Origin of the sequence: Thiocystis violascens DSM 198 (assembly GCF_000227745.2) — a bacterium.
In the GTDB taxonomy this organism is placed as follows: Bacteria; Pseudomonadota; Gammaproteobacteria; order Chromatiales; family Chromatiaceae; genus Chromatium; species Chromatium violascens.
Genome location: NC_018012.1, coordinates 2,746,786 through 2,768,042 on the forward strand (window position 1 = coordinate 2,746,786; position 21,257 = coordinate 2,768,042).

Sequence of the window (21,257 nt, forward strand, 5' to 3'; positions counted from 1 at the left end):
TAGAATGATCGGAAGATGGAATACCGCAACGAAAACACGAAAAGCTGTTTTACTGGAATCTTACATGGATTTTCACGCCACCTTTCTACGCGCGCGCATCGGGATGAATCCATTCGCAGGCGCTCTACCATCGCAACGGCATCGCTTCAGATCCATCTGCCTCGGCGCAACCCTGTTGTCGATGGCCAGTGTTGGACAACCTCGGGAAAACCCGGAAAACGACAGTCAACTCAACGACCTGCTCGCGCTCCTGGAGAACGAAACCGAGCTGGCGACCAAAACAGGCATGAACGCGAATTTCATCCCCGGCATCGCGACCGTCCTGAACGGCGACGAACTGCGCGCGCGCGGGGCGCGCACCGTCTGGCAGTCGCTGTCGCTGGTGCCCGGCATCGCGCAAGGGCTCGAAATGACCGGCGAGCGCCAGATTTTGAGCCGTGGCGTCGGTTTCGGCTATGCCTCGGGCAATGTCAAGATCCTGCTCGATGGCGTATCCATGAACTCCACGCTGCTGGCGACCGCCAACGCGGTGCTCGACATCCCGATCGAGCAGATCGAGCGGATCGAGGTCATCCGCGGCCCCGGCTCCTCGGTATACGGCGAGTATGCCTACGCGGGCGTGGTCAACATCGTTACGCGCAAACAGGCGCGCACCCTGCATCTTCAGTCCGGCGAGGACGCGGACAGCGGCGGCGGTCTGATCTGGAACTGGCATGACCCCCGGCGGGATCTGACCTTTTCGGTCAACCTGGCCGGGCTAGAGGGCGACGGCGCGGGCGTGCGGGTCGCGGAGGACGCGCTCCACGCGACCGGCGAACCGGAACTCTCGAACGCGCCGGGGCGCTCCAACGAGGCCCATCGCTACCGTGGACTCTTCGCCAACTTGCAATGGGGCGACACCTTCGCGTCGGTCAAACTCCTGAACGACGACTACGGCGATCATTTCGGGATCAACCATTTTCTGCCGCCGCCGGACCAGAATCTCGCCTCCAGCAATCGTTCTCTGACGGCCGAGGTCGGACACCATGTGCGTTTCTCGGAGTCGCTCGACGCGCGCCTCCGTCTGGAGGCCTTGCAACACGAGCGCGACCGCAACGATCTCTACGTCTTTCCGGCGACGTATCTCGGCGACGCGCCGATCCGCATGGATCAGGACTATCGCGAAACCCGCCTGCTGGCCGCGGCCGATCTCCACTGGCGGCCCGTCTCGGAGCATGCCCTGCTGTTCGGCCTGGAGGCCAGTCAGGTCGAGGTCGACCAGGCGAGTTGGGAGTGGAGCGGTCTGCCGTTCGAGATCCCCGCGACCTGGTTGGATCTCGCTCGCGAGCGGCACATCCTCAGTGCGATCGCGCAGGATCAGTTTCGCGTCAGCGAGCGGCTCACGTTGACCGGGACGCTGCGCTATGACGATTACAGCGACGTGGGCGCCTTCCTGAGTCCACGCCTGGCCGCCGTGTGGCGGATCGATCCCGCGAACGTGCTCAAATTCCAGTATGCGCGGGCCTTCCGACCGCCCACCTTTTATGAACTGGAATATGCCGCCTGCCCGTCCCTGGACGCCAGCGAGATCGCCACCTACGAGCTGGGCTACATCCTGACCAAGCCCCAGTGGGAAGGGCGTTTGACCCTCTTCCACTCCGACCTGACCGAGCCGATCGCCTTCGACGAAATCGGCGGGGAAGGCTATGTCAACGGCGCGGATGCGCGACTGCGTGGGATCGAGCTGGAATATGTGCATCGACTCGGCGCCAGGGTCAAGCTCGATGCCAATCTCTCCTATGTGGACGCCACGCGGCCCGCCACCGGCGAGACGCTGACGGGCGGCGCCAGCCTGCTCGGCAATCTGGCGCTGCTCTGGAAACCGCAAGAACGCTGGACCGCCGCGCTGCAACTGCGCTATGTCGGGGAGCGGCAGCGACAGGATCTCCCCGGCCGCAAAGCGATCGATCCCTACGCCCAATGGGATGGCACCCTGAATTACCGCGCGCCGATCAAGGGGCTGTTCGCCTCTCTGGGGATCAAAAACCTGACCGATGCGGACATTCGCTATCCCGATCAGCTCACCAGTTTCGGCGGGGTCGATCTCCCCTATCCGGACGGCTACCCGCGCCCCGGCCGGCGCTGGTGGCTGTCGGTCGGCTACGCCTTCTGACGACGCCCGCGCCGGCCATGAGCCTCATCGCCCCCGCGCTGGCTCGGTCGCTGTGGCTCGGACTGTCGCTGTGCCTGCCGCTGTGGATCGGAATGCCCGTGGCGCGCGCCGAAACCTCGGCGCTCTGGCAGGAGGACGCGCAACGCCTGCGGGTGGGACTGAAGCTCTTTCCCGCCTGTCTGGGCGCGCTGGAGTCGCTGGACGACGTGCTCGCCCAGAACGACTCGCTGCGGGTGCTGGTCGTCTACGAAGGGTCCGATGCGCCCGCCCGGCAGGCCGTCTCCAGCCTGGAGACCATCGACCGGATTCGCGGCCATCCGCTGCGCGCGAGCATCCTGTCCGCCAGAGAGCTTGATCAGGGTTCCGGCGGACTGGCGGCCGGGATCTTCATCGCCAGCGTCGGATTGGATCCACGTCGCTTGCGGACCTGGTCGGAACGTTATCGGATACTGGTGTTCTCGCCCTTTGCCGGCGCCGTTGAGGAAGGCGCCGTGGCAGGCATCTATGTCGCCGATCGCATCCTGCCGCACATCAACATCGCTCAGGCACGACGGGCACACATCCGCTTCAAGCCATTTTTCCTTCAGGTAGCCCGGCAGTATCAGGATGACTGAAACCACCTTCGCCGCCACCCGACCTCTATCGCCCCGGTTCGAACGCAACCTGGCGCTGATCTTTGGTCTGCTCGGCCTGATACTGACCATCCTAATTGGCCTGCACTGGTCTCTGGTGCTGGAGCCAACCTTGCGCTCGGAGGCCGAGAGCCGTTCGAGCGCGCTGGCACAGGCCCAGGCCCAGGGTATCGAGAAGCTCCTCGGCGGCGATGTCGCCCTGGATCGCCTGCAGATCGAATTGCAAACCGCGCTGGACGCCATCCTGCTACTCAAGGATCGCTCCACCGGGGCACCCTTCATCCGCGGAATCAAACTGATCGTCGACTATGATCTGATCGGTGTACCCAGCGGAAGTCTCGACGTGGCCCTGGGAGAGGACAAATGCGCCGACTGTTTCGTCGCCCAGATTCCCCTTTACCATCCGCGAAATCATCAGCTCGTCGGGATCGCCACCTGCTACTCCAGCCCGCAGTTTTTGGAGCAACTGGTACGCGATGTCCGGATCAAACTGCTTTGGCTCGGCGGAACCATCCTCGGTCTGATCGGTTTCGCCTGGTGGGAAAGCAATCGACTCCTGCGGCGCCTGGGCGAAAGCGAGTCCAATCTGCGCAATATCTTCGAGGCGGCGCCCTTTCCCATGATGCTCATCGAAGCGGATCAAGGCGGATTGCGCCAGATCAACCGGGCGGCCAAGGCGTATCTTGCTCTGAGCGAAGACCAAAACGGGCGCTTCTCCAGCGAGTCCTGGCGTGCGCTTCATGCGTCGGGGCTGCCGAATCAAGAGGAAGAACCCCGCGAAATGCCCATCCTCGACGTGGACGGAACCCTGCGGTGGGCGTTGGTTTCGACGATTCCACTGCGTTTTTCCGGCGCGCCAAGCCGGCTGATCTCGCTGGTTGACGTGTCCGACATGAAAAAAATCCAAGATGAGCTGCGCGCGGCGTCTTTCACCGATAGCCTCACCGGACTCTACAACCGGCGTTATCTTTTTTCGCGGTTGATCAGCGAGATCGATCTGGTCAACCGCTATGGCCATCCGCTCTCCGTCATCCTGTTCGACCTGGATCACTTCAAAAGCATCAACGACACCTACGGGCACGGGGTCGGCGACGAGGTCTTGATCCAGATTGCCGTCGTGCTCCGCGCTTGCATTCGCGAAGTCGACGTGGCCGGACGCTACGGAGGCGAGGAATTTCTCGTGATCCTGCCGCACGCGGACGCTGCGAAGGCCAAGGATATCGCGGAACGAATCCGCATCACGCTCAAGACGTTGAAGTGGCCGCAGCCACGCCTGCGGGTGACCGTGAGCGCGGGCGTCCAGGAATACAGCGTCGAGAGTCTCGACGAATTCGTCGAGGCTGCCGATCGCAAGCTGTATCAGGCGAAAGAGGGCGGGCGGGATCGGGTGGTTTAACCTAACCCGGATTTCTCACCGCAAAGACGCAAAGGCCGCAAAGGATTGAATCAAGGATGTTTGGCGGAAGCTTGGCCGAGGCTGGCTCGACCAGGAGACAAGCCGCATGGAAATCTTCAAGATATTGTTTCCTTTGCGTTCTTCGTGCCTTTGTGGTGAAAAATCCGGGTTAGGCAATTTCCGGGAAAATTCTTACCAAATGCGACCGCCGACAACCTGTCGGCGGTCCCAAGGGTCGACGCAAAACCGTCAGCCCTTCATCGACGAGAAGAACTCGTCATTGGTCTTGGTCGCCTTGAGTTTGTCGTGCAGGAATTCCATCGCGGCCAGCTCGTCCATCGGATGCAGAATCTTGCGCAGAATCCACATCTTCTGAAGCTCCGCCGGCCCCATCAGCAGTTCCTCGCGACGGGTGCCGGAGCGGTTGATGTTGATCGAGGGGAAGATGCGGCGCTCGGCGATACGGCGATCCATATGGATCTCCATGTTGCCGGTACCCTTGAATTCCTCGTAGATGACATCGTCCATGCGCGAGCCGGTATCGACCAGCGCGGTGGCCAGAATGGTCAGACTGCCGCCTTCCTCGACATTGCGGGCCGCACCGAAGAAACGCTTGGGCCGTTGCAGCGCGTTGGCGTCCACGCCGCCAGTCAGCACCTTGCCGGACGAGGGCACCACCGTGTTATAGGCACGCGCCAGACGAGTGATCGAATCGAGCAGAATCACCACGTCGAGTTTGTGCTCGACCAGCCGCTTGGCCTTCTCGATGACCATCTCGGCCACTTGAACGTGACGGGTCGCCGGCTCGTCGAAGGTCGACGAGATCACCTCGCCGCGCACCGAACGGGCCATCTCGGTGACCTCTTCCGGGCGCTCGTCGATCAGCAGCACGATCAGATAACAGTCCGGGTGATTGTGCCCGATGGACTGCGCGATATTCTGCAACATCATGGTCTTGCCGGCCTTGGGCGGCGAGACGATAAGCCCGCGCTGGCCCTTGCCGATGGGCGCCACCAGATCGATGGTGCGCGCCGTGATGTCCTCGGTGCTGCCGTTGCCGATCTCCAGCGTGAGCCGCTTGTTGGCGAACAGCGGGGTGAAGTTCTCGAACAGGATCTTCGACTTGGCGTTCTCGGGCCGGTCGAAGTTGATGTCGTTGACCTTCAGCAGCGCGAAATAGCGCTCGCCGTCCTTGGGCGGACGAATCTTGCCGGAAATGGTGTCGCCGGTGCGCAACGCGAAGCGGCGAATCTGGCTGGGCGAGACATAGATGTCGTCGGGACCGGCGAGGTAGGAGGCATCGGCGGAGCGCAGAAAGCCGAAGCCGTCCGAGAGGATCTCCAGCACGCCGTCGCCGGAAATATCCTCGCCCCGCTTGGCCTGGGCCTTGAGGATGGCAAAGATCAGATCCTGCTTGCGCGAGCGTCCAACGCCCTCGATTTCCATGGATTGAGCCAGGGCAACCAGCTCGGGCACTGGCGTTTTCTTCAGTTCGGTTAGATTCATCGCGATTTTCGTTAAGGACAGAGGTCGTGGCTGGTCGGCAGCGCCCCGCGAAGGGCCGGAGTCGCGCGGGAAGGCGACTGAAGGGCGGCAGCTTACCGGAGAGAGGGCGCCCGGTCGGGCGCCCCGCGTTGGTTTGTTCCAGGCGGTTTCGTGAAAAACACGCGGGTCTTGTCGGCGCGTCGCTTCAAAGATTGCTGTCGATAAAGGCGGTCAACTGCGACTTGGACACCGCCCCAACCTTGGTCGCCTCGACCTCGCCGGCGCGAAACAGCATCAGCGTCGGAATGCCGCGAATGCCGTAGCGCGGCGGCGTGCCGGGGTTTTCGTCGATATTGAGCTTGGCGACCTTGAGCCGGCCCGCGTATTCCCCGGCGATCTCGTCGAGCACCGGCGCGATCATCTTGCACGGCCCGCACCAGTCGGCCCAGTAATCCACGAGCACGGGTTCGGGGGATTTCAAAACCTCTTCTTCGAAAGAGTCATCGGTCACATGGACGATGCTATCGCTCACTGAAGTTATCTCCCATTTTTATTTTGCATTGAGTTGTGTGAAAGGCGTGATGACCGGCCAGTGAAGGCGGCGCGCGGATCGGCTTGAGGGGCGGGCGGGCGGATTGGCGTTGATAACAGCCCTTGGGTAAGATGCTATTTGATCCAAAGCGCAGACAATTTGCAAGCCTTGCCCGTTCGCGAGGCTCATGGCCTCAACGATCGACAATCCCGACAGCCAAATTTCATGACAGATAAACATCTCACCCAGGTCCGTTTCGACGGCTTCGACCTCGACCCGCGCATCCTGGCCGGCCTCGCCGACGCGGGTTTTTCCCGCTGCACGCCGATTCAGGCCGAAACCCTCCCGATCGCCCTGGCCGGGCGCGATGTCGCCGGCCAGGCCCAGACCGGCACCGGCAAGACCGCCGCCTTTTTGCTGGTCGTCATGCAGCGACTGCTCAACACGCCGCCACCGCCGCCGGGACAGATCAGCCATCCACGGGCGCTGATCCTGGCGCCGACGCGCGAACTGGCGGTGCAGATTCACCGCGATACCCTGCTGCTCGCCACCCACACCGGGCTACGGGCCGGGCTGGTCTATGGCGGCACCGGCTATCAACAGCAACGCGACGATCTGGCCGCCGGGGTCGATATCCTGATCGGCACGCCGGGACGCCTGATCGACTATCTGAAGCAGAACGTCTTCGATCTCAAGGCCATCGAGGCGGTGGTGCTCGACGAGGCGGACCGCATGTTCGACCTCGGATTCATCAAGGACATCCGTTTTCTGCTACGCCGGATGCCACCCCCCGAGTCGCGGCTCGGCATGCTGTTCTCGGCCACGCTCTCCTATCGGGTGACCGAACTCGCCTACGAGCACATGAACCGCCCGCAACTGATCAAGATCGAGACCGACAAGATCACAGCCGACCGCGTGCGTCAGTGCTGTTACATGACCTCCAACGAGGAAAAGATCCCGCTGCTGATCGGACTGGTGCGCGGCTGGAAGGATGCCCGCATCATGGTCTTCGTCAACACCAAGCGCGAGGCGGACCGGGTCTGGGGCTATCTGCAGGGCAACGGCATCAACACCGCCGTCCTGTCCGGTGACGTGCCGCAGAACAAGCGTCTCAAGCTGCTGCGCGATTTCACCGAGGGTAACCTGCCGGTGCTGGTCGGCACCGACGTGGCCGCGCGCGGTCTGCACATCCCGGACGTGACCCATGTGGTCAATTACGACCTGCCGGAAGATCCCGAGGATTATGTTCACCGCATCGGGCGCACCGCGCGCGCCGGCGCTGCCGGGGACGCCATCGGCTTCGTCTGCGAGACCTACGCCTTCTGTCTGCCCGATATCGAAACCTTCATCGGTGCCAAGATTCCAGTTTTTCCAGTGGACCCGGCGCTGCTAGCCGACGTGAATCCGCGCAGCCGATTGCGTCCGGCCCGCGAGGATCGTGAAGAGCGGCGCGACGGACGCGGTACCCGTAGCGCGGCGCCCGCGCGTGGCGAGCGGACCAGGCGCGAGGGTCCAGGCGCGCGCGAGGAACGGAGCCGGGCGTCGACGCCAAGGCGCGCTTCCGAAGCCAAGCCAACGGCGTCGGCCAAACCCGCCGAAGCGACGGTGCCAGTCGCCGCGCCGGTCTCGACACCCGCGCTGACGATCGCTCCCGACATCCAGTCGACCCCGCCCGCGTCCGCGCCAACGCCTCCCACCAGGGTCCGGCGGCCGACATCGACCCGTCCCAAGGTCGAGCGAGCCGCCTTGACCAGTCGGCCGCTCTCCCCGGCGCAACCAAAGCCCGAGCCCGCCCCGGCCATCTTGACCGCGCCGGTTGCGGAGCCCAGCTCGGAACCAGTGACCGGCGTTGACGAAACCAAACCCAAGCGCCGCCGGCGCCGGCGCAAACCGACCGAAGGCGGCGCGGAGGAGCAGCAGGTCAGCGCGAATCCGCTGCCGGAGACCGTGGAATAAAACTCCGTGGCACGATTCGCACATCAGCCGACGATCATCTTCGCCCGCGTTAACGAAACGGAGAGTATCGATGGCCACGATCAGCTTCAGCATTCCCGACGACGTCAAGGCTGCCTTCGGCCATGAGTTCTTGGGCCAGGACAGACGCGCCATCGTGGCGCGACTCATGCGGCAAGCGGCTGAAGATACCGCGCAACGACGCGGGCGCGAGGAAGCATTCCGCCTGTTGACAGAACGCGCTTCCAGCGCCGACCGCTCACCAGCAAAGCAATCCTCGCGGCCCGCGCGATCGGCCGTCCGTGATGGTTCGTCCTCGACGCGAGCGTCGTCATCAAATGGTTGCTTCAAGATCATGCCGTCGCCTTGGAAAGCGACGCAATCCTCGTGACCGCCGATGACCGCTACTATCGCAAGGCGGAGGATCTGACAGCGATCATGCACCTGAAGGATTGGCGTCCGTCCTACTGACGGGCAGCAACTCCGAAAAATCGCCAATGGCCAAAAATTCGCTAACCGACCGGCGCGGACCTTTCGAGTCCGGTTTCACCACTGCGATCAACCAGCGAAAACCGAATGACTTCGCGGCCCGCAAAACGCTCAGGTTGTCGTCGACGAACAGCGTGTGCTCGGGATCGAAGGGTTCGATGGCCTGGAGCTTCGACCAGAAATCCGGCGCCTCTTTCGCGACCCCCAAAGCGTGCGCGGACAGGATGCGCTCGAAATGACCGCCGAGCCGGGTGCGTTCCAGCTTGAGGCCAAGCGACTTCTGATGCGCGTTGGTGACCAATACGCGCCGCTTGCCGAGCGTCGCGAGCGTCTCCAGAAAATCCACGACATGCGGATGCACGGCGATCAGATGTTCGACCTCCTGCTTGAGCAGGAGGATATCCAGCCCCAGTTCGCGGCTCCAGTGATCCAGGCAATACCAGTTCAGGGTACCCTCGATCTCGCGATAGCGCGGCAGCAGTTCCGCCGTGGCCACCTCGACGGATAACCCGCGCGCCTCGGCATAGCGGCGCGGCACATGCTCCAGCCAGAAATGGTTGTCGAAATGCAGGTCGAGCAGGGTGCCGTCCATGTCCAGAAAGACGCTGTCGATCCGGTTCCAATCGATCATATTCTTGACCTCGGGATGTCGCGCATGCCTCCAAAACCCAAAATTCTTGACCGCCGTCTGGTCGCCGAGAGCCATTTGTTTCGGATCGAGCAGGTCGATCTGGAATTCGCCAACGGCAGCCGCCGGACCTACGAACGCATCCCTGGCGGCGCCGATTCGGTGATGATTGTACCCATGCTGGATGCCGAAACGGTGCTCCTGATCCGCGAATATGGCGCCGGCACCGATCGTTACGAATTGGGTTTCCCCAAGGGCGTGGTCGAGCCGGGCGAGGAGCCCATCGCCGCCGCCAACCGCGAGATTCAGGAGGAAATCGGTTATGCCGCCCGCGAGTTGCGCATCATCGACCGCGTGTCGCTGGTGCCCGGCTATATTCAACACCATAGCTTGATCGTGCTGGCTCAGGGGCTCTATGCGCAACGCCTGCCGGGCGACGAGCCCGAGCCGATCGAGGTCGTGCCCTGGCACCTGAGCAACCTGGACGCACTGCTCGCCCGCGACGATTTCGACGAGGCGCGTTCCATCGCCGCGTTGTTTCTGGCCATGCGGGCGTTACGGATCTGAGGTATTTTCAGAAAAACCGATCCCCGTGAATCTCCGTGGTGGCCATCGCCTTCACCTCGACGACAACAGCACTGGAAACTTCGCATGTCATCCTTACCCACCTTCGCGGCGCTGCTGGTCTGCCTCGTCGCCGCCTGGCCGCTGCCAACCCTGCTGGCCGCGACGCCCGAGCCGTCAGCGGACGAAGCCTACAGCTTCGACGACTTCCCGCGCGAGGAGGTTCTCGTCTACCCGGACTGGTTCAAGCAGAGCTTTCTGGATATCCGCGCGGACCTGGCCGAGGCGGTCGCAGCAGGCAAGCAAGGGCTGATGGTCTATTTCGGACAGAAGCGCTGCCCCTACTGCCATCAGCTCATGAAGGTGAATTTCGGACTCTCCGACATCGTCGAATACACCCGCCGGCATTTCGATGTCGTCCCCATCGATATCTGGGGGACCGAGGAAGTCGTCATGCTCGACGGCGAGACCCTGACCGAGCGCGCATGGTCGCAGCGCGCGGACAGCGACTTTACCCCCGCCATCCTGTTTTATACCGCGGACGGAACCATCGCGCTGCATCTGCGCGGCTATTACCCGCCCTATCAGTTCCGCGCCGCCCTGGAGTATGTCGCCGACGGGCATTACCAGCACGAATCCTTCCGGGACTATCTGGCGCGCGGCGAAGACCGCATGGTGTTCGACCCCGAGGATCTGAACGAAGAGCCCTTTTTCACGCCCCCGCCGCACAATCTCGACCGCCGTTATCCGGCCGAGCGTCCATTGGCGGTCTTTTTTGAGCAGGGCGACTGCCATCCCTGCGACGTGCTGCACGGCCAGGCACTGAGCGCGCCCGCCATTCATCGTCATTTCAGCGAGTTCGACAGCGTTCAGTTGGATATGCGTTCGGCGGCGCCAGTCATCACGCCCACCGGCCAGCGCACCACGGCGCGCGACTGGGCCGCCGAGCTTGGCTTGTTCTATGCCCCGGCGATCCTCTTTTTCGACGAACAGGGCAAGGAACTGCTGCGAGTCGATTCGGTGGTCGGTTTCTACCGTCTGCGCAACGTCCTGAACTATCTCGCCAGCAAGGCCTATCTGACCGAAAGCTATGGGGCCTGGCGGGTATCGCGGGCGTTTTGAGAGGATCTTGGCGGATGGCGGTATAGAATGCGCGTCATGGTTCCGCCCGTCATCCGTCACGAGATCCGCCCATGACCAAGCCCGCCACATGCTCCACCCAATCCGCCGGCGTCCTCGCACTCCCGGTCCGCAAGCGCGGCCTGGAGGTCATCCACGACCCGCTGCTGAACAAGGGCAGCGGCTTCCCGGACAGCGAGCGCGCCGCGCTCGGTCTGCGCGGACTGGTTCCGCCGCGGACGGTCGGCATCGAGGATCAGGTCGGACAGGCGATGGAGAACGTCCGCCGTCAGCAGAGCGACCTCGATCGCTATCTTTATCTGGAGAATCTGCACGATTGCAACGAGACGCTCTATTACCGAGTGCTGTTATCCCACCTCAACGAACTGACGCCAATCATCTACACCCCGGTGGTCGGTCAGGCGTGCAGCCAGTTCGGACATATCTACCAGCGCGCCCGCGGCATGTATTTCAGCTCCGCAGACGCCCGGCATTTCGAGGAGATGGTCGGCAACTGGCCCGAGGACGCGATCGAGGCGGTGGTGGTCACCGATGGCAGCCGCATCCTCGGGCTCGGGGATCTGGGCGCCAACGGCATGGGCATTCCGATCGGCAAGCTGTCGCTCTATGTGCTCGGCGCCGGGCTGCACCCCCGCAACACCCTACCCGTCCTGCTCGACATGGGCACCAACAATCAGGCGCTGCGCGAGGATCCGTTCTATCTCGGTCAGCGCATCCCGCGTTTGACCGGCGACGCCTATGACAAGGTCGTGGAAGCCTTCATGCGCGCCGTCCATGCCCGCTGGCCCGATGCGCTGATCCAGTTCGAGGACTTCTCCAACGACCAGGCGTTCCGGCTGCTCGAACGCTATCGCCACCGGATGCTCTGCTTCAACGACGACATCCAGGGCACCGGGGCCGTCACCCTGGCCGGCATTCTCAGTGCGCTGCGCGTCACCGGCCAGACCCTGACCGAGCAGCGCGTCGTCTTCCTGGGCGCGGGTGCGGCGGCACGCGGCATCGCCGACACGATCGTCGCCGGCATGAGGGCCGAGAGCGGTATCGGTCTGGAGGCGGCGCGACGCCAGATCTGGACGCTCGATTCGCAGGGGCTGGTCACGCTCGACCGTCTCGACAATCTTTCGGAACACAAGCGTCCCTTCGCGCAGGATTCGGCCCCGCTCGCGGATCTGATCGAGGTCATCCGGACGGTTCGGCCCACCGTCCTGATCGGCGTTTCCGGTCAGCCGGGCAGCTTCACCGAGGAGGCGGTGCGCGAGATGCACCGTCACTGCGCGCGCCCGATCCTGTTTCCGCTCTCGAATCCGACCAGCAAGGCCGAATGCACCGCCGAGCAGGCCTATACATGGACCGACGGCGCCGCGCTCTTCGCCAGCGGCAGCCCCTTCCCGCCCATCACGCGCGCCGGACACCTGCTCGTACCGGGTCAGTGCAACAACATGTACATCTTTCCCGGCGTCGGTCAGGGCGTCGTCGCCTGTCAGGCATCGCAAGTGACCGACACCATGTTTTACGTCGCCGCCCGTACCCTGGCCGGACTGGTTGGCGAAGACAGCCTAGCGGTCGGCCGGCTCTACCCCGACCTGACTCAGATCCGCGAGATCTCGGCCAAGATCGCCGTCGCCGTCTGCGAACTCGCCTTCGCCGAGGGGCTGGCTGGCATCGCACGCCCCGACGACCTGGACGCCTTCATCCGCGCCCGCATGTTCCAACCGAGCTACGTCCCCTACGAATCGGCCTGAAACCCCGAGAGCGCCGCCCCCTGGGCGTTCAACGCCACCCTTTGCACACCGTGCGCTGGATGATCTTGATGGTCTTCACGCCGGCATCGACGGTCTGGACAATCTCCAGCGGATGCCCGTGGAGCTTGAGGCTGGTGCCCGGCTCCGGGATGGTTTCCAGATAGTCCAGGATGAGACCGTTGAGGGTCTTGGGACCGTCGGTCGGAAGCTCCCAGCGCAGCGCGCGGTTGAGGTCGCGCAGACCGATACCGCAGTCGACGATCAGACTGCCGTCCTCGGCGCGATGGATCTCTTCGATGCTGTCGGAGGGATCGGTGGTGAACTCGCCGACAATCTCTTCGAGCAGATCGGTGAGAGTGATCAACCCCAGAAAATCGCCGTACTCGTCGACCACCAGCGCGACCCGTCGCTTCAGCCGCTGGAAGTTGAGCAGTTGCTGATAGAGCGGCGTGCCCTCCGGCACGAAATAGGGCTCGCGGGCAATCTCGCGCAGACGTTCCTTGTCCAGCCCCTTCTCCAGCAGGGCATGCAGCGCGTTGCGCGCATGAAAGACGCCAATCACGTTATCGACCCCGCCATCGAACAACGGCAGACGGGTATAGCTGGCGTTGCGGATGGCCTGGACGATCTCGTCGTCGCTGTCCTGGAGGTCGATGCCCTCGACCTCGTGACGCGGAATCATGATGTCTTCCACGGTCGCGTGCTCCAGATCCAGGATGGCCAGCAGCATGTCGCGGCTGCGCTCCGGGACCATGGCGCCCGATTCGCTGACCACGGTGCGCAGTTCCTCGCGGCTCAAGGCCGTGCCCTGCCCGCCTTCCGGGACGATCCCCATGAGCCGCAACAATCCGTTGGTAAAGAGGTTGACGGTCCAGACGATGGGATAGAGCGCCTTGAGCAGCGGCGTATAGACATAAGCGGCGGGAAACGCCAGTCGCTCGGGATGGAGCGTGGCATAGGTCTTGGGGGCAACCTCGGCGAAGATCAGGATGACCAGGGTCAGCAGTCCGGCGGCGATGCCGATCACCGCCTCGCCGCCCAGACGCAGGGCGATGATGGTGGCCAGCGACGAGGCCATGATATTGGCGAAGTTGTTACCGAGCAGAATGAGTCCGATCAGCCGGTCCGGGCGGTCGAGCAGCACGCGGGCGATGCGCGCGCCGCGGTGTCCCTGATCGGCCAGGTGCCGCAGCTTGTAGCGGTTCATGGTCAGGAGCGCGGTCTCGGAGCCGGAAAAGAAGGCCGAGAGCAGGATCAGGAGAAAGAGGACGAAAAACAGGCCGGTCAGCGGAAGGTCGTTCACGGGGTACCGAGGTTTGGCGGGGTTGGGAGGTATTCTAGCGGATCTCCGACGCTGCCGCCGAACGGACGCCTTTGCAGTTCATCCGGAGTCGGTCATACTCCGGCCCTTTTCGATCAGGATCGACCATGTTCAAGAACGCACGCTTTTTCCGATTGGACACGCCCTTTGCCCTGGATGCCGCCGAGTTGGAGGCGCGTCTCGGCGAGCGCCGTTTCCGCCCCTGCGGCCCCATCGAAACGGCGACCCTGGGCTGGTCCTCCCCGCTCGGCGAAGAGACGGCGGGTCTGGTGCATGGCGTGGGCGGCTGTCTGCTGATGTGCGCCCGCAAACAGGAACGGCTGCTGCCGTCCGCGGCCGTCGCCGAAGCGGTCGACGAACGGGTCAGCGAATTGGAAAGCGGCGAGGCGCGCGATGTCGGCCGCGCCGAACGGCGGCGTCTGCGCGAACAGATCGTCACCGAGATGCTGCCGCGCGCCTTCACCCGCTCGCGCCGTACCCAGCTCTATATCGACACCGAGGCCGGCTGGATGGTGGTGGATGCCGCCAGCGAGAAACAGGCCGAGGAGGTCGTTTCGCTGCTGCGCGAAACCCTGGAAACCCTGCCCGCGAAGCTGCCCGATCCCAACAAGACGCCCTCGACGGTGATGACGAGCTGGCTGCTTGACGGCACCGCCCCGCCCGACTTTGTCGCTGGCGACGCCTGCGAGTTGCGCGATTCGGACGATTCCGCCGGGGTGGTGCGTTGCAGCGGCCAGGATCTCGCCAGCGACGAGATGCTGAATCACATTCGCGCGGGCAAGCGGGTGACCAAACTGGCGCTGGAATGGGACGAACGGCTGAGTTTCGTGCTGGCCGAGGATCTCTCGCTCAAGCGTCTGCGCGTCGGCGACGCGCTGCTGGAGGAGATGGACGACACCGATCTTGAACCGGCGGCGCGGCTGGATGCCGAATTCGCCATCCTGGCCCTGCAGATGCGGCAATTGATCGAGCGGCTGGATGAGGTGTTTGGACTGCTGTCGACCGACTGAGCGGCGCACGGCGATTGCCCCCTGGGAGCGCCGGCTTGCAGCCGGCACCTGGGGCAGTCGACATATTGTCGACGGCTTCCCTCAAACACGGTGCCCACCCAATACGGTCGACAACATGTCGGCGCTCCCAGGGAGGCGCTCCCAGGGCTCAAACCCGGTAGAACCCCCGATACCACTCGACGAACCGCGCGACGCCCTCGGCAACGGGGGTGCTTGGCATGTAGCCGGTCTCCCGAACCAGATCGCTGACATCGGCGAAGGTGTCGGGCACATCGCCGGGCTGGAGCGGCAGCATCTCCATCTCAGCCTTTTTCCCGAGACAGTCTTCCAGGCAGCCGATGTATTCCATCAGTTCGACCGGCTGGTTGTTGCCGATGTTATAGAGCCGATAAGGCGCCTGACTGGTCGCCGCGTCGGGCTCGGCGCCAGACCAGTCGGGATTGCCTGCGGGCACGCGGTCGAGTACGCGGATGACGCCCTCGACGATATCGTCGATAAAGGTGAAGTCGCGCCGGTGCTTGCCGTAATTGAAGACCTGGATCGGCTCGCCGGCGAGGATCGCGCGGGTAAACTTGAAGAGCGCCATGTCGGGACGCCCCCAGGGGCCATAGACGGTGAAGAACCGCAAACCGGTGGTCGGAATCCGGTACAGATGACTGTAGGTATGGGCCATCAGCTCGTTGGCCTTCTTGCTGGCGGCATAGAGGCTCAGTGGATGATCGACATTGTGGTGGACCGAGAAGGGCATCTCGGTATTGGCCCCATAGACCGAGCTGCTGGAGGCGTAGACCAGATGCTCGACGCCGTGATGGCGGCAGGCTTCCAGAATGTTCGCGAAACCGACCAGATTGGTCCGCACATAGGCCATCGGATTGTCGATGGAATACCGCACCCCGGCCTGCGCCGCCAGGTTGACGACCCGCTCCGGACGGAAGCTGGCGAAGATCTCGCTTAGACGCTCGCCATCCTCGATATCGGCTCGCAGATCCCGATAACCCGCGTAGTTCAGGGTGCGGGCAAGCCGCGCCTCCTTGAGCCCGACATCGTAGTAGTCGTTGAGGTTATCGATGCCGATCACCTCGTCGCCCCGTTCCAAAAGACGTAGCGACAGGGCCGATCCAATAAAACCGGCGCTGCCGGTGACCAGGACTTTCATAGGAACTCCTCGGGAGACGGATGACGGATGACGGATGACGGATGACGGATGACGGATGACGGATGACGGATGACGGATGACGGATGACGTCATCTTAAACCGCGTCCGGGGGAGTCGTCAGTCATCAGGGATCGCTGTTCAGCTTGCTAAGGAGAATTCCGGACATAACTTTACCAAGCGTCAAACCCCGTAGGAGCCCGCTTGCGGGCGACGGGTCACTGCCATTAAGTTAATGGCAGTGGGGCAACGGGTGGGCGCACGGAAGGCTTCCTGGCGAGTCACGTCGCCCGCAAGCGGGCTCCTACGGGTAGGATCTTTCACGGAAATCGCCTAAAGCGATGATCCGTCAAATGCCTGAAGCGCAAGCCAGGCGGCTCCGAACGCGGCCTCGCGATGCTCGGCTGGTATCACCTCTACCCCCAGCATGCGCGCTCTCAGGCGTGTCCAGGTCGGATTCGCGGCGCCGCCGCCCACGGTGATGACGCGAGTCGGACGCGGTGCCCCCAGTTCGGCCAGACGCGCGTAACCCTCCGCCTCGATGGCCGCGATGCCTTCCAGCAGTCCGTGCAGAAAGCGGACTGGGTCGGATGGACGAGTTTGCAAACGTGATTCAAGGCCGGGTTCGTGGCGAGGAAATCGCTCACCAGTGCCGGGAAGCGGATAGTAATTCAGACCCGACGGGGTGTCCGGATCGATGACGCGGCTCAGGTCGGCGATCTCGTCGTCGCCGAAAAATTGGCGAAGAACCGAGCCACCGCTGTTGGAGGCCCCGCCGACCAGCCAATGCTCACCGAAGCGGTGGCTGTAAACGCCGAACTGGCTGGCGCTCACCGGCCGTTCGGCGACGATCTTAACGACCAGCGTGCTGCCGAGCGAGGTCACCGCGTCGCCCGGATGCTGAGCACCGGCGGCAATCACCGCCGCGGTACTGTCGGTGGTTCCGGCTAAGATCTGGGTGGTTGTCGGGAAACCGAATTCGCTGGCGACCTCCGGGGCGATGCGACCGAGCGGCGTACCGGGCGCGACCACCCGCGGCAGAACGGTTCCGGCCGGGAGCAGGTCGCGCACCCAGTCGGGCCAGCACAGATGCTCGGCGTCATACCCCAGCTTCAGCGCGTTGTTCCAATCGCTGTGGCCAAACTTGCCTGTCAAACGCCCGATGATCCAATCCGCCTGATGGAGCGCGAGCCTGCGCGTTGTTCCGACCATTCCTTCGCGCAATGCGATCAATTTGGCCAGACTGGAGCCGGGGCCGCGCGCCGGACTGTCCGCCGGCGCGACGCGCTCGATCCGCGCCGCCGCCGCGACCGCGCGCCGGTCGTTATACATGAGCGCCGGTCCAAGCGGCCGACCGTCGGGGGTGACGATCAGCAGGGTCGCCGAGGTCGCGTCCACGCAAATTGCGGCCGGTGGATGATCGCACAGCGTCTCCCCAAGCGTCTTGAGGACGGTGCGCGCCGCCTGCCACCACAGTTCCGGATCCTGTTCGACGCCACCGTTCGCGAGTCGCAAGGGCGGGGGCATGGCGATCCGCGCACTGGCGCATTCGGTACCCGAGTCATTGAGCACCACCGCCCGGCAGCCGGAGGTGCCGAGGTCGAGTCCGATGAAGGACGCTGACGAAGTGTTGCGCATCTTCGCTCACCCGAACCGCGTCCAGCACGGCGTAACCGATTGATAAATAAAATTATTGACAGGATTTCCCAAGATTGTCAGGAAATCCCCTTACCCTTCCGACTCGGCGATCACGCGGGCGACTCGACGCAGATTTTCGAAATACTCCGGCGACAGCGGATCGATGACCTCCACCCTGCCAGCGATGGCCTTGGCCACCTGTTCCGCCGACTTGAGCGGAAACTGCGGTTGCACGAAGATTACCCGCACCGACGCGAGCCGGGCCTGATCGATCAGCGCGGCGAGGCTGCGCGGACCCGGTTCCTTGCCGGCCTTCTCGATGGGAATCTGCTCAAGTTCGTAGGCTTCGGCGAAATAGCCCCAGGCGGGATGGAAGACCATGAAGCGGCGGTGGGTCAGTCCGGCAAGCTCGGCGCGGATGTCGCGGTCGAGCGCATCGAGGTCGGCGGTGAAGGCCGCGAGGTTCTCCTGGTACTCGCTGGCGTGCGTCGGATCCAGGTCGGCGAGTGCCTGCTGGAGATTCACGGCCATCCGCTTGACCAGGATCGGACTGGTCCAGATGTGCGGATCCTGTTCGGAGTCGGCGTGAGCTGACGTGGACCGAACCGTTTCATGGTCATGCCGGCGCGTTTCAGTTTCCTCATGTGCGTGTCCCTGGTCCTCGGCATCCCCCTCATCGTGATCGTGCGCTTCCATGGCACGCGGGGGGATTCCCTCGCGGGCGTCCAGCATCCGCATCCTCGGGTTGGTGGCGCGAATGCGCTCGGCCCAGGCGTCCTCGAAAGGAACGCCAATGCTCACATACAGATCCGCGCCGGCCAGTCGGGCGATCTGGCTCGGCGTCGGTTCATAGGTGTGCGGACTGAACCCCGGCTTGACCATGGATTCCACGACGACATGGCTGCCGCCAATGCGTTCGACAAAGGTTTGCTGCGGCAGGACGCTGACGAACACCCGCAAGGGTTCCGAGCCTTGCGCCAGCGGCATGAACAGCCAGAGACAGAGCAGAAATTTACGCATCGAACAGACCTCCGAGGTAGGGGGAGTCGAGCCGTCTCGACAGGAGTTTGGACCGCGAATGTCCAACCGATCAAGTCGCGCTCGCCGTTCCGGCCCCACTGAGCGCCGCCAGGCCAGCACCGGCGACCAGCAGGGCGACAAGCACGGGGCCGAAGGGCTGATCCAGCGCCAGCGCGGTCAGGAAGGCCGCGAGATAGGCGAAGCCGCCGATCAGGACCGCGAGGATCAGGGTCCAGCGCCAACTGGGGGCAATGCGGAACGCGATCCAGGCCGGGACAAAGATCAGCGCGAAGGTTCCCATCAGGCCCAGGGTGGCGGTGCCGACCGCGAGACTGGCGGCGGTCAGCAGATCCAGACCCAACCGCCAGTGCCAGGCCGGTTGTCGGTTGGCCGTCTCGAAACGCGGGAAAAAGGTGGCCCGCAGGATCAGCGGCATCAGCCAGGGCAGGAGGCGGATGGCGCTCGCGACCAGCAACGCGGACAGCAGGAGTTCGGTCGTGCCGGCGAAATAGAGCTGTCCGTCGATCAGCGCGTGGCCGAGGCTGTCGCCGACCGCCGAGTTGGCCGCGACTAGCAGCATCGCCGACCAGCCGATCAGAATCATGAAGGCGTAGGCCGCATTGCCGCAGGCGCGCAGCAGGGTCTTGACCGCGCCTGCACCCAGCGCGCCCAGGATCCCGCCAACGACCGCCGGGAGACCCGCCGCCAGTCCGACCAGTGCGCTCGCGGCGGCCAGATGGGCGAGCCCGAGCGCGGCGAGCCATTCCTGACGCAACGTCAGCAAGGCCCCGAGCACCGGCAGCAGACCGGCCAGCAACAGCCCGGTCACGAACGGCAGACGGAACAGCGGGTCGAGCGCGAGGTCGGGGATCAACTCGAACATCCGGACTCGCGATCCGCGCTCACCGCGACGATCCGCGAACAGGCGGATTCCAGAAAACGCCGTTCGTGACTGACTAGCAGAACCGCGCGTCCGTCTCCGGGCCGAACGATCAGGTCGACCAGCCGTGCCTCGGCGTCGGGATCCAGATTGTTGGTGGGCTCGTCGAGCAGCACCAGATCCGCCGCGGTCGCCAGCGCGGACCAGACCCAGAGCAACTGATACTGGCCGCCGCTCAGTCGGTCGAGCCGGCGGTGCAGGATAGCCGCCAGCGCGAGCGGCGCATCGGTTCGCGCCGCCCGCGCCGAACGCAGCAGTTCATGACCCGTCACGGGCATGCGCGGAAACCGCGTCGGTTGCTGTTCCAGATAGGCCAGCGTCAAGCCGGGCGCTGCCTCGATCCGACCCGCGAAGACGCGCGCGGCATGGCCGATGGCCTTGAGGATGGTCGATTTCCCGGTTCCGTTCCGGCCCCAGAGACCAAGCACCTCGCCAGCGCGCACCTCGAAGGACAGCGGCCCGATCACGGGTCGCGCATAGCCGGCGGTCAACCCGCTGACCCGCAGCAGGATCTCGCCGCGCGCGAGCGTCACCGCGCGCTCGCGATGGCATCGACCCAGCGGCCGATGTGGTTCAGATAGCCGTCGCCGTCGGCGTCCAGCGGCGGTTCCAGGCTCAGACGTTCGGCGCGCCACCCGAGATCGCCGGCGAGTTTCAGGGGAGCCTGGGGCGATTGATAGGGCGCGAAGAGGATGACGCCGTCGCGTCCCTTGAGCGTCGCGACCAGATCGGCGATCTGGCGTCCGGTCGGCGGCACGCCCGGCACGGCCTCGATAGTGCCCAGCAGGGGCACGCCGAAACGCTGCAACAGATAGATGGCGTCGCGGTGATAGAGCACGACGCCCGGCGCGCCGTCCAACCGGGTCCGCCATTGTTCGACCCGCTGCCCGACCCGCTCGGCGAAGGCAGCCGCCGCGCGGCGATAGGCGTCCGCTCCCGTCGGATCGAGTTGGCCCAGTCGTTCGGCCAATGCGCCGGCCACGGTCGCCATGCGCACCGGATCGAGGTCGAGATGCGGATTGCCGACCGGATGCACATCGCCAAGCGCGCGGTCGGCCGGCCCGCCGACATCCAGCAGATCGACCTGGGCGGCGGCCTCGAAATACCCCGGCTGGCCCGGCTGAATCCGTGGATTGGCGGCGCTGCCGATGGCCACCGGCAGCCAGCCGACCTCCAGTTCCGCGCCGATGGCGACCACCAGATCGGCCCCGCGCAGGGTGCGCATCATGCTCGGTTTGGCCTGAAGTTGATGCAAATCGCGGTCCGGCGAGGCTAGCACGGTCAGTTCGGCCCGGGTGCCGGCGACCTCGCGCACCAGCGCGCCCATGCTGGTGCTGGTCGCGACGATCTTCAGCGGCGCGGCCTGGACCGCGCCCGCGATCAACAGGCCGATCAGGGCAAGACTCAATCGTTTCAACATCATGTGGTGTCTCAATGTCATTAACGCGCGTAGAGCGAGAAA

Annotated in this window: 19 protein-coding genes; 9 read left to right on the forward strand and 10 right to left on the reverse strand. The window is 64.1% G+C overall.

All coding sequences use genetic code 11. The features are described 5' to 3' along the window. Positions 1-181 precede the first annotated feature (181 nt). The 3 genes from THIVI_RS12125 to THIVI_RS12135 are packed head-to-tail and all read left to right on the forward strand — an operon-like array spanning position 182 to position 4,180. A complete protein-coding gene (locus THIVI_RS12125; RefSeq protein ID WP_041447560.1) occupies positions 182-2,152 on the forward strand; it encodes a TonB-dependent receptor plug domain-containing protein in 1,971 nt (656 codons plus the stop codon). Positions 2,153-2,169: 17 nt separating this feature from the next. After that, the gene (locus THIVI_RS12130) at positions 2,170-2,766 is read left to right on the forward strand and encodes a YfiR family protein (protein ID WP_014778884.1); all 597 of its coding nucleotides are present in this window, start codon (positions 2,170-2,172) and stop codon (positions 2,764-2,766) included. Then, positions 2,759-4,180 carry a GGDEF domain-containing protein gene (locus tag THIVI_RS12135; RefSeq protein WP_014778885.1) on the forward strand — a complete coding sequence of 474 codons (1,422 nt, stop codon included), beginning with the start codon at positions 2,759-2,761 and terminating at the stop codon, positions 4,178-4,180. Before THIVI_RS12130 ends, THIVI_RS12135 begins: the two co-directional genes overlap by 8 nt. A gap of 249 nt (positions 4,181-4,429) precedes the next feature. Here the strand turns inward: THIVI_RS12135 and rho are convergent, their stop codons facing one another. After that, entirely contained in the window at positions 4,430-5,686 is a 1,257-nt protein-coding gene (rho, locus tag THIVI_RS12140) for a transcription termination factor Rho (RefSeq protein WP_014778886.1), read from the reverse strand. Between the two features lie 184 nt (positions 5,687-5,870). Beyond that, positions 5,871-6,197, reverse strand: a complete 327-nt coding sequence (gene trxA / locus THIVI_RS12145; RefSeq protein WP_014778887.1) for a thioredoxin TrxA — start codon at positions 6,195-6,197, stop codon at positions 5,871-5,873. A 225-nt stretch (positions 6,198-6,422) separates the two neighbouring features. Between trxA and THIVI_RS12150 the strand changes: the two genes are divergently transcribed. Beyond that, the gene (locus THIVI_RS12150) at positions 6,423-8,153 is read left to right on the forward strand and encodes a DEAD/DEAH box helicase (protein WP_014778888.1); all 1,731 of its coding nucleotides are present in this window, start codon (positions 6,423-6,425) and stop codon (positions 8,151-8,153) included. A 70-nt stretch (positions 8,154-8,223) separates the two neighbouring features. Then, positions 8,224-8,541 (forward strand): hypothetical protein, encoded by a 318-nt coding sequence (locus tag THIVI_RS24720; RefSeq protein ID WP_157174434.1) that lies wholly within the window; start codon positions 8,224-8,226, stop codon positions 8,539-8,541. Positions 8,542-8,586: 45 nt separating this feature from the next. Here THIVI_RS24720 and yrfG read toward each other — a convergent pair whose 3' ends face one another. Then, complete coding sequence (gene yrfG, locus THIVI_RS12155) at positions 8,587-9,270, reverse strand: GMP/IMP nucleotidase (protein WP_014778889.1); 684 nt, start codon at positions 9,268-9,270, stop codon at positions 8,587-8,589. Positions 9,271-9,294: 24 nt separating this feature from the next. Between yrfG and nudE the strand changes: the two genes are divergently transcribed. The 3 genes from nudE (at position 9,295) to THIVI_RS12170 (ending at position 12,713) form a co-directional block, all read left to right on the forward strand. Then, entirely contained in the window at positions 9,295-9,834 is a 540-nt protein-coding gene (gene nudE / locus THIVI_RS12160; RefSeq protein WP_014778890.1) for an ADP compounds hydrolase NudE, read from the forward strand. Between the two features lie 84 nt (positions 9,835-9,918). Then, positions 9,919-10,953, forward strand: a complete 1,035-nt coding sequence (locus THIVI_RS12165) for a thioredoxin family protein (RefSeq protein ID WP_014778891.1) — start codon at positions 9,919-9,921, stop codon at positions 10,951-10,953. A gap of 71 nt (positions 10,954-11,024) precedes the next feature. After that, a complete protein-coding gene (locus THIVI_RS12170) occupies positions 11,025-12,713 on the forward strand; it encodes an NAD-dependent malic enzyme (protein WP_014778892.1) in 1,689 nt (562 codons plus the stop codon). Positions 12,714-12,741: 28 nt separating this feature from the next. Here the strand turns inward: THIVI_RS12170 and THIVI_RS12175 are convergent, their stop codons facing one another. After that, the gene (locus tag THIVI_RS12175) at positions 12,742-14,016 is read right to left on the reverse strand and encodes an HlyC/CorC family transporter (RefSeq protein WP_014778893.1); all 1,275 of its coding nucleotides are present in this window, start codon (positions 14,014-14,016) and stop codon (positions 12,742-12,744) included. 125 nt (positions 14,017-14,141) lie between these two features. On the opposite strand from THIVI_RS12175, the gene THIVI_RS12180 reads away from it, so the two are divergent. Continuing rightward, positions 14,142-15,044, forward strand: a complete 903-nt coding sequence (locus THIVI_RS12180) for a recombination-associated protein RdgC (RefSeq protein WP_014778894.1) — start codon at positions 14,142-14,144, stop codon at positions 15,042-15,044. Positions 15,045-15,192: 148 nt separating this feature from the next. On the opposite strand, the gene THIVI_RS12185 is transcribed toward THIVI_RS12180, so the two are convergent. The 6 genes from THIVI_RS12185 to THIVI_RS12210 all read right to left on the reverse strand — a co-directional run bounded on the left by THIVI_RS12185 (position 15,193) and on the right by THIVI_RS12210 (position 21,218). Further along, positions 15,193-16,200, reverse strand: a complete 1,008-nt coding sequence (locus THIVI_RS12185; RefSeq protein ID WP_014778895.1) for an NAD-dependent epimerase — start codon at positions 16,198-16,200, stop codon at positions 15,193-15,195. 330 nt (positions 16,201-16,530) lie between these two features. Continuing rightward, positions 16,531-17,835 (reverse strand): FGGY-family carbohydrate kinase, encoded by a 1,305-nt coding sequence (locus tag THIVI_RS12190; protein ID WP_014778896.1) that lies wholly within the window; start codon positions 17,833-17,835, stop codon positions 16,531-16,533. A 90-nt stretch (positions 17,836-17,925) separates the two neighbouring features. Then, the gene (locus THIVI_RS12195) at positions 17,926-18,855 is read right to left on the reverse strand and encodes a metal ABC transporter solute-binding protein, Zn/Mn family (RefSeq protein ID WP_014778897.1); all 930 of its coding nucleotides are present in this window, start codon (positions 18,853-18,855) and stop codon (positions 17,926-17,928) included. 70 nt (positions 18,856-18,925) lie between these two features. After that, the gene (locus THIVI_RS12200; RefSeq protein WP_014778898.1) at positions 18,926-19,738 is read right to left on the reverse strand and encodes a metal ABC transporter permease; all 813 of its coding nucleotides are present in this window, start codon (positions 19,736-19,738) and stop codon (positions 18,926-18,928) included. Next, on the reverse strand, positions 19,726-20,328 hold the full coding sequence (locus THIVI_RS12205) for an ATP-binding cassette domain-containing protein (RefSeq protein ID WP_014778899.1): 603 nt from the start codon (positions 20,326-20,328) through the stop codon (positions 19,726-19,728). Before THIVI_RS12205 ends, THIVI_RS12200 begins: the two co-directional genes overlap by 13 nt. Beyond that, positions 20,325-21,218, reverse strand: coding sequence for a metal ABC transporter substrate-binding protein (locus tag THIVI_RS12210; RefSeq protein ID WP_014778900.1), 894 nt, complete (start codon positions 21,216-21,218; stop codon positions 20,325-20,327). The genes THIVI_RS12205 and THIVI_RS12210 overlap by 4 nt, the downstream gene beginning before the upstream one ends. Between the last annotated feature and the right edge of the window lie 39 nt (positions 21,219-21,257).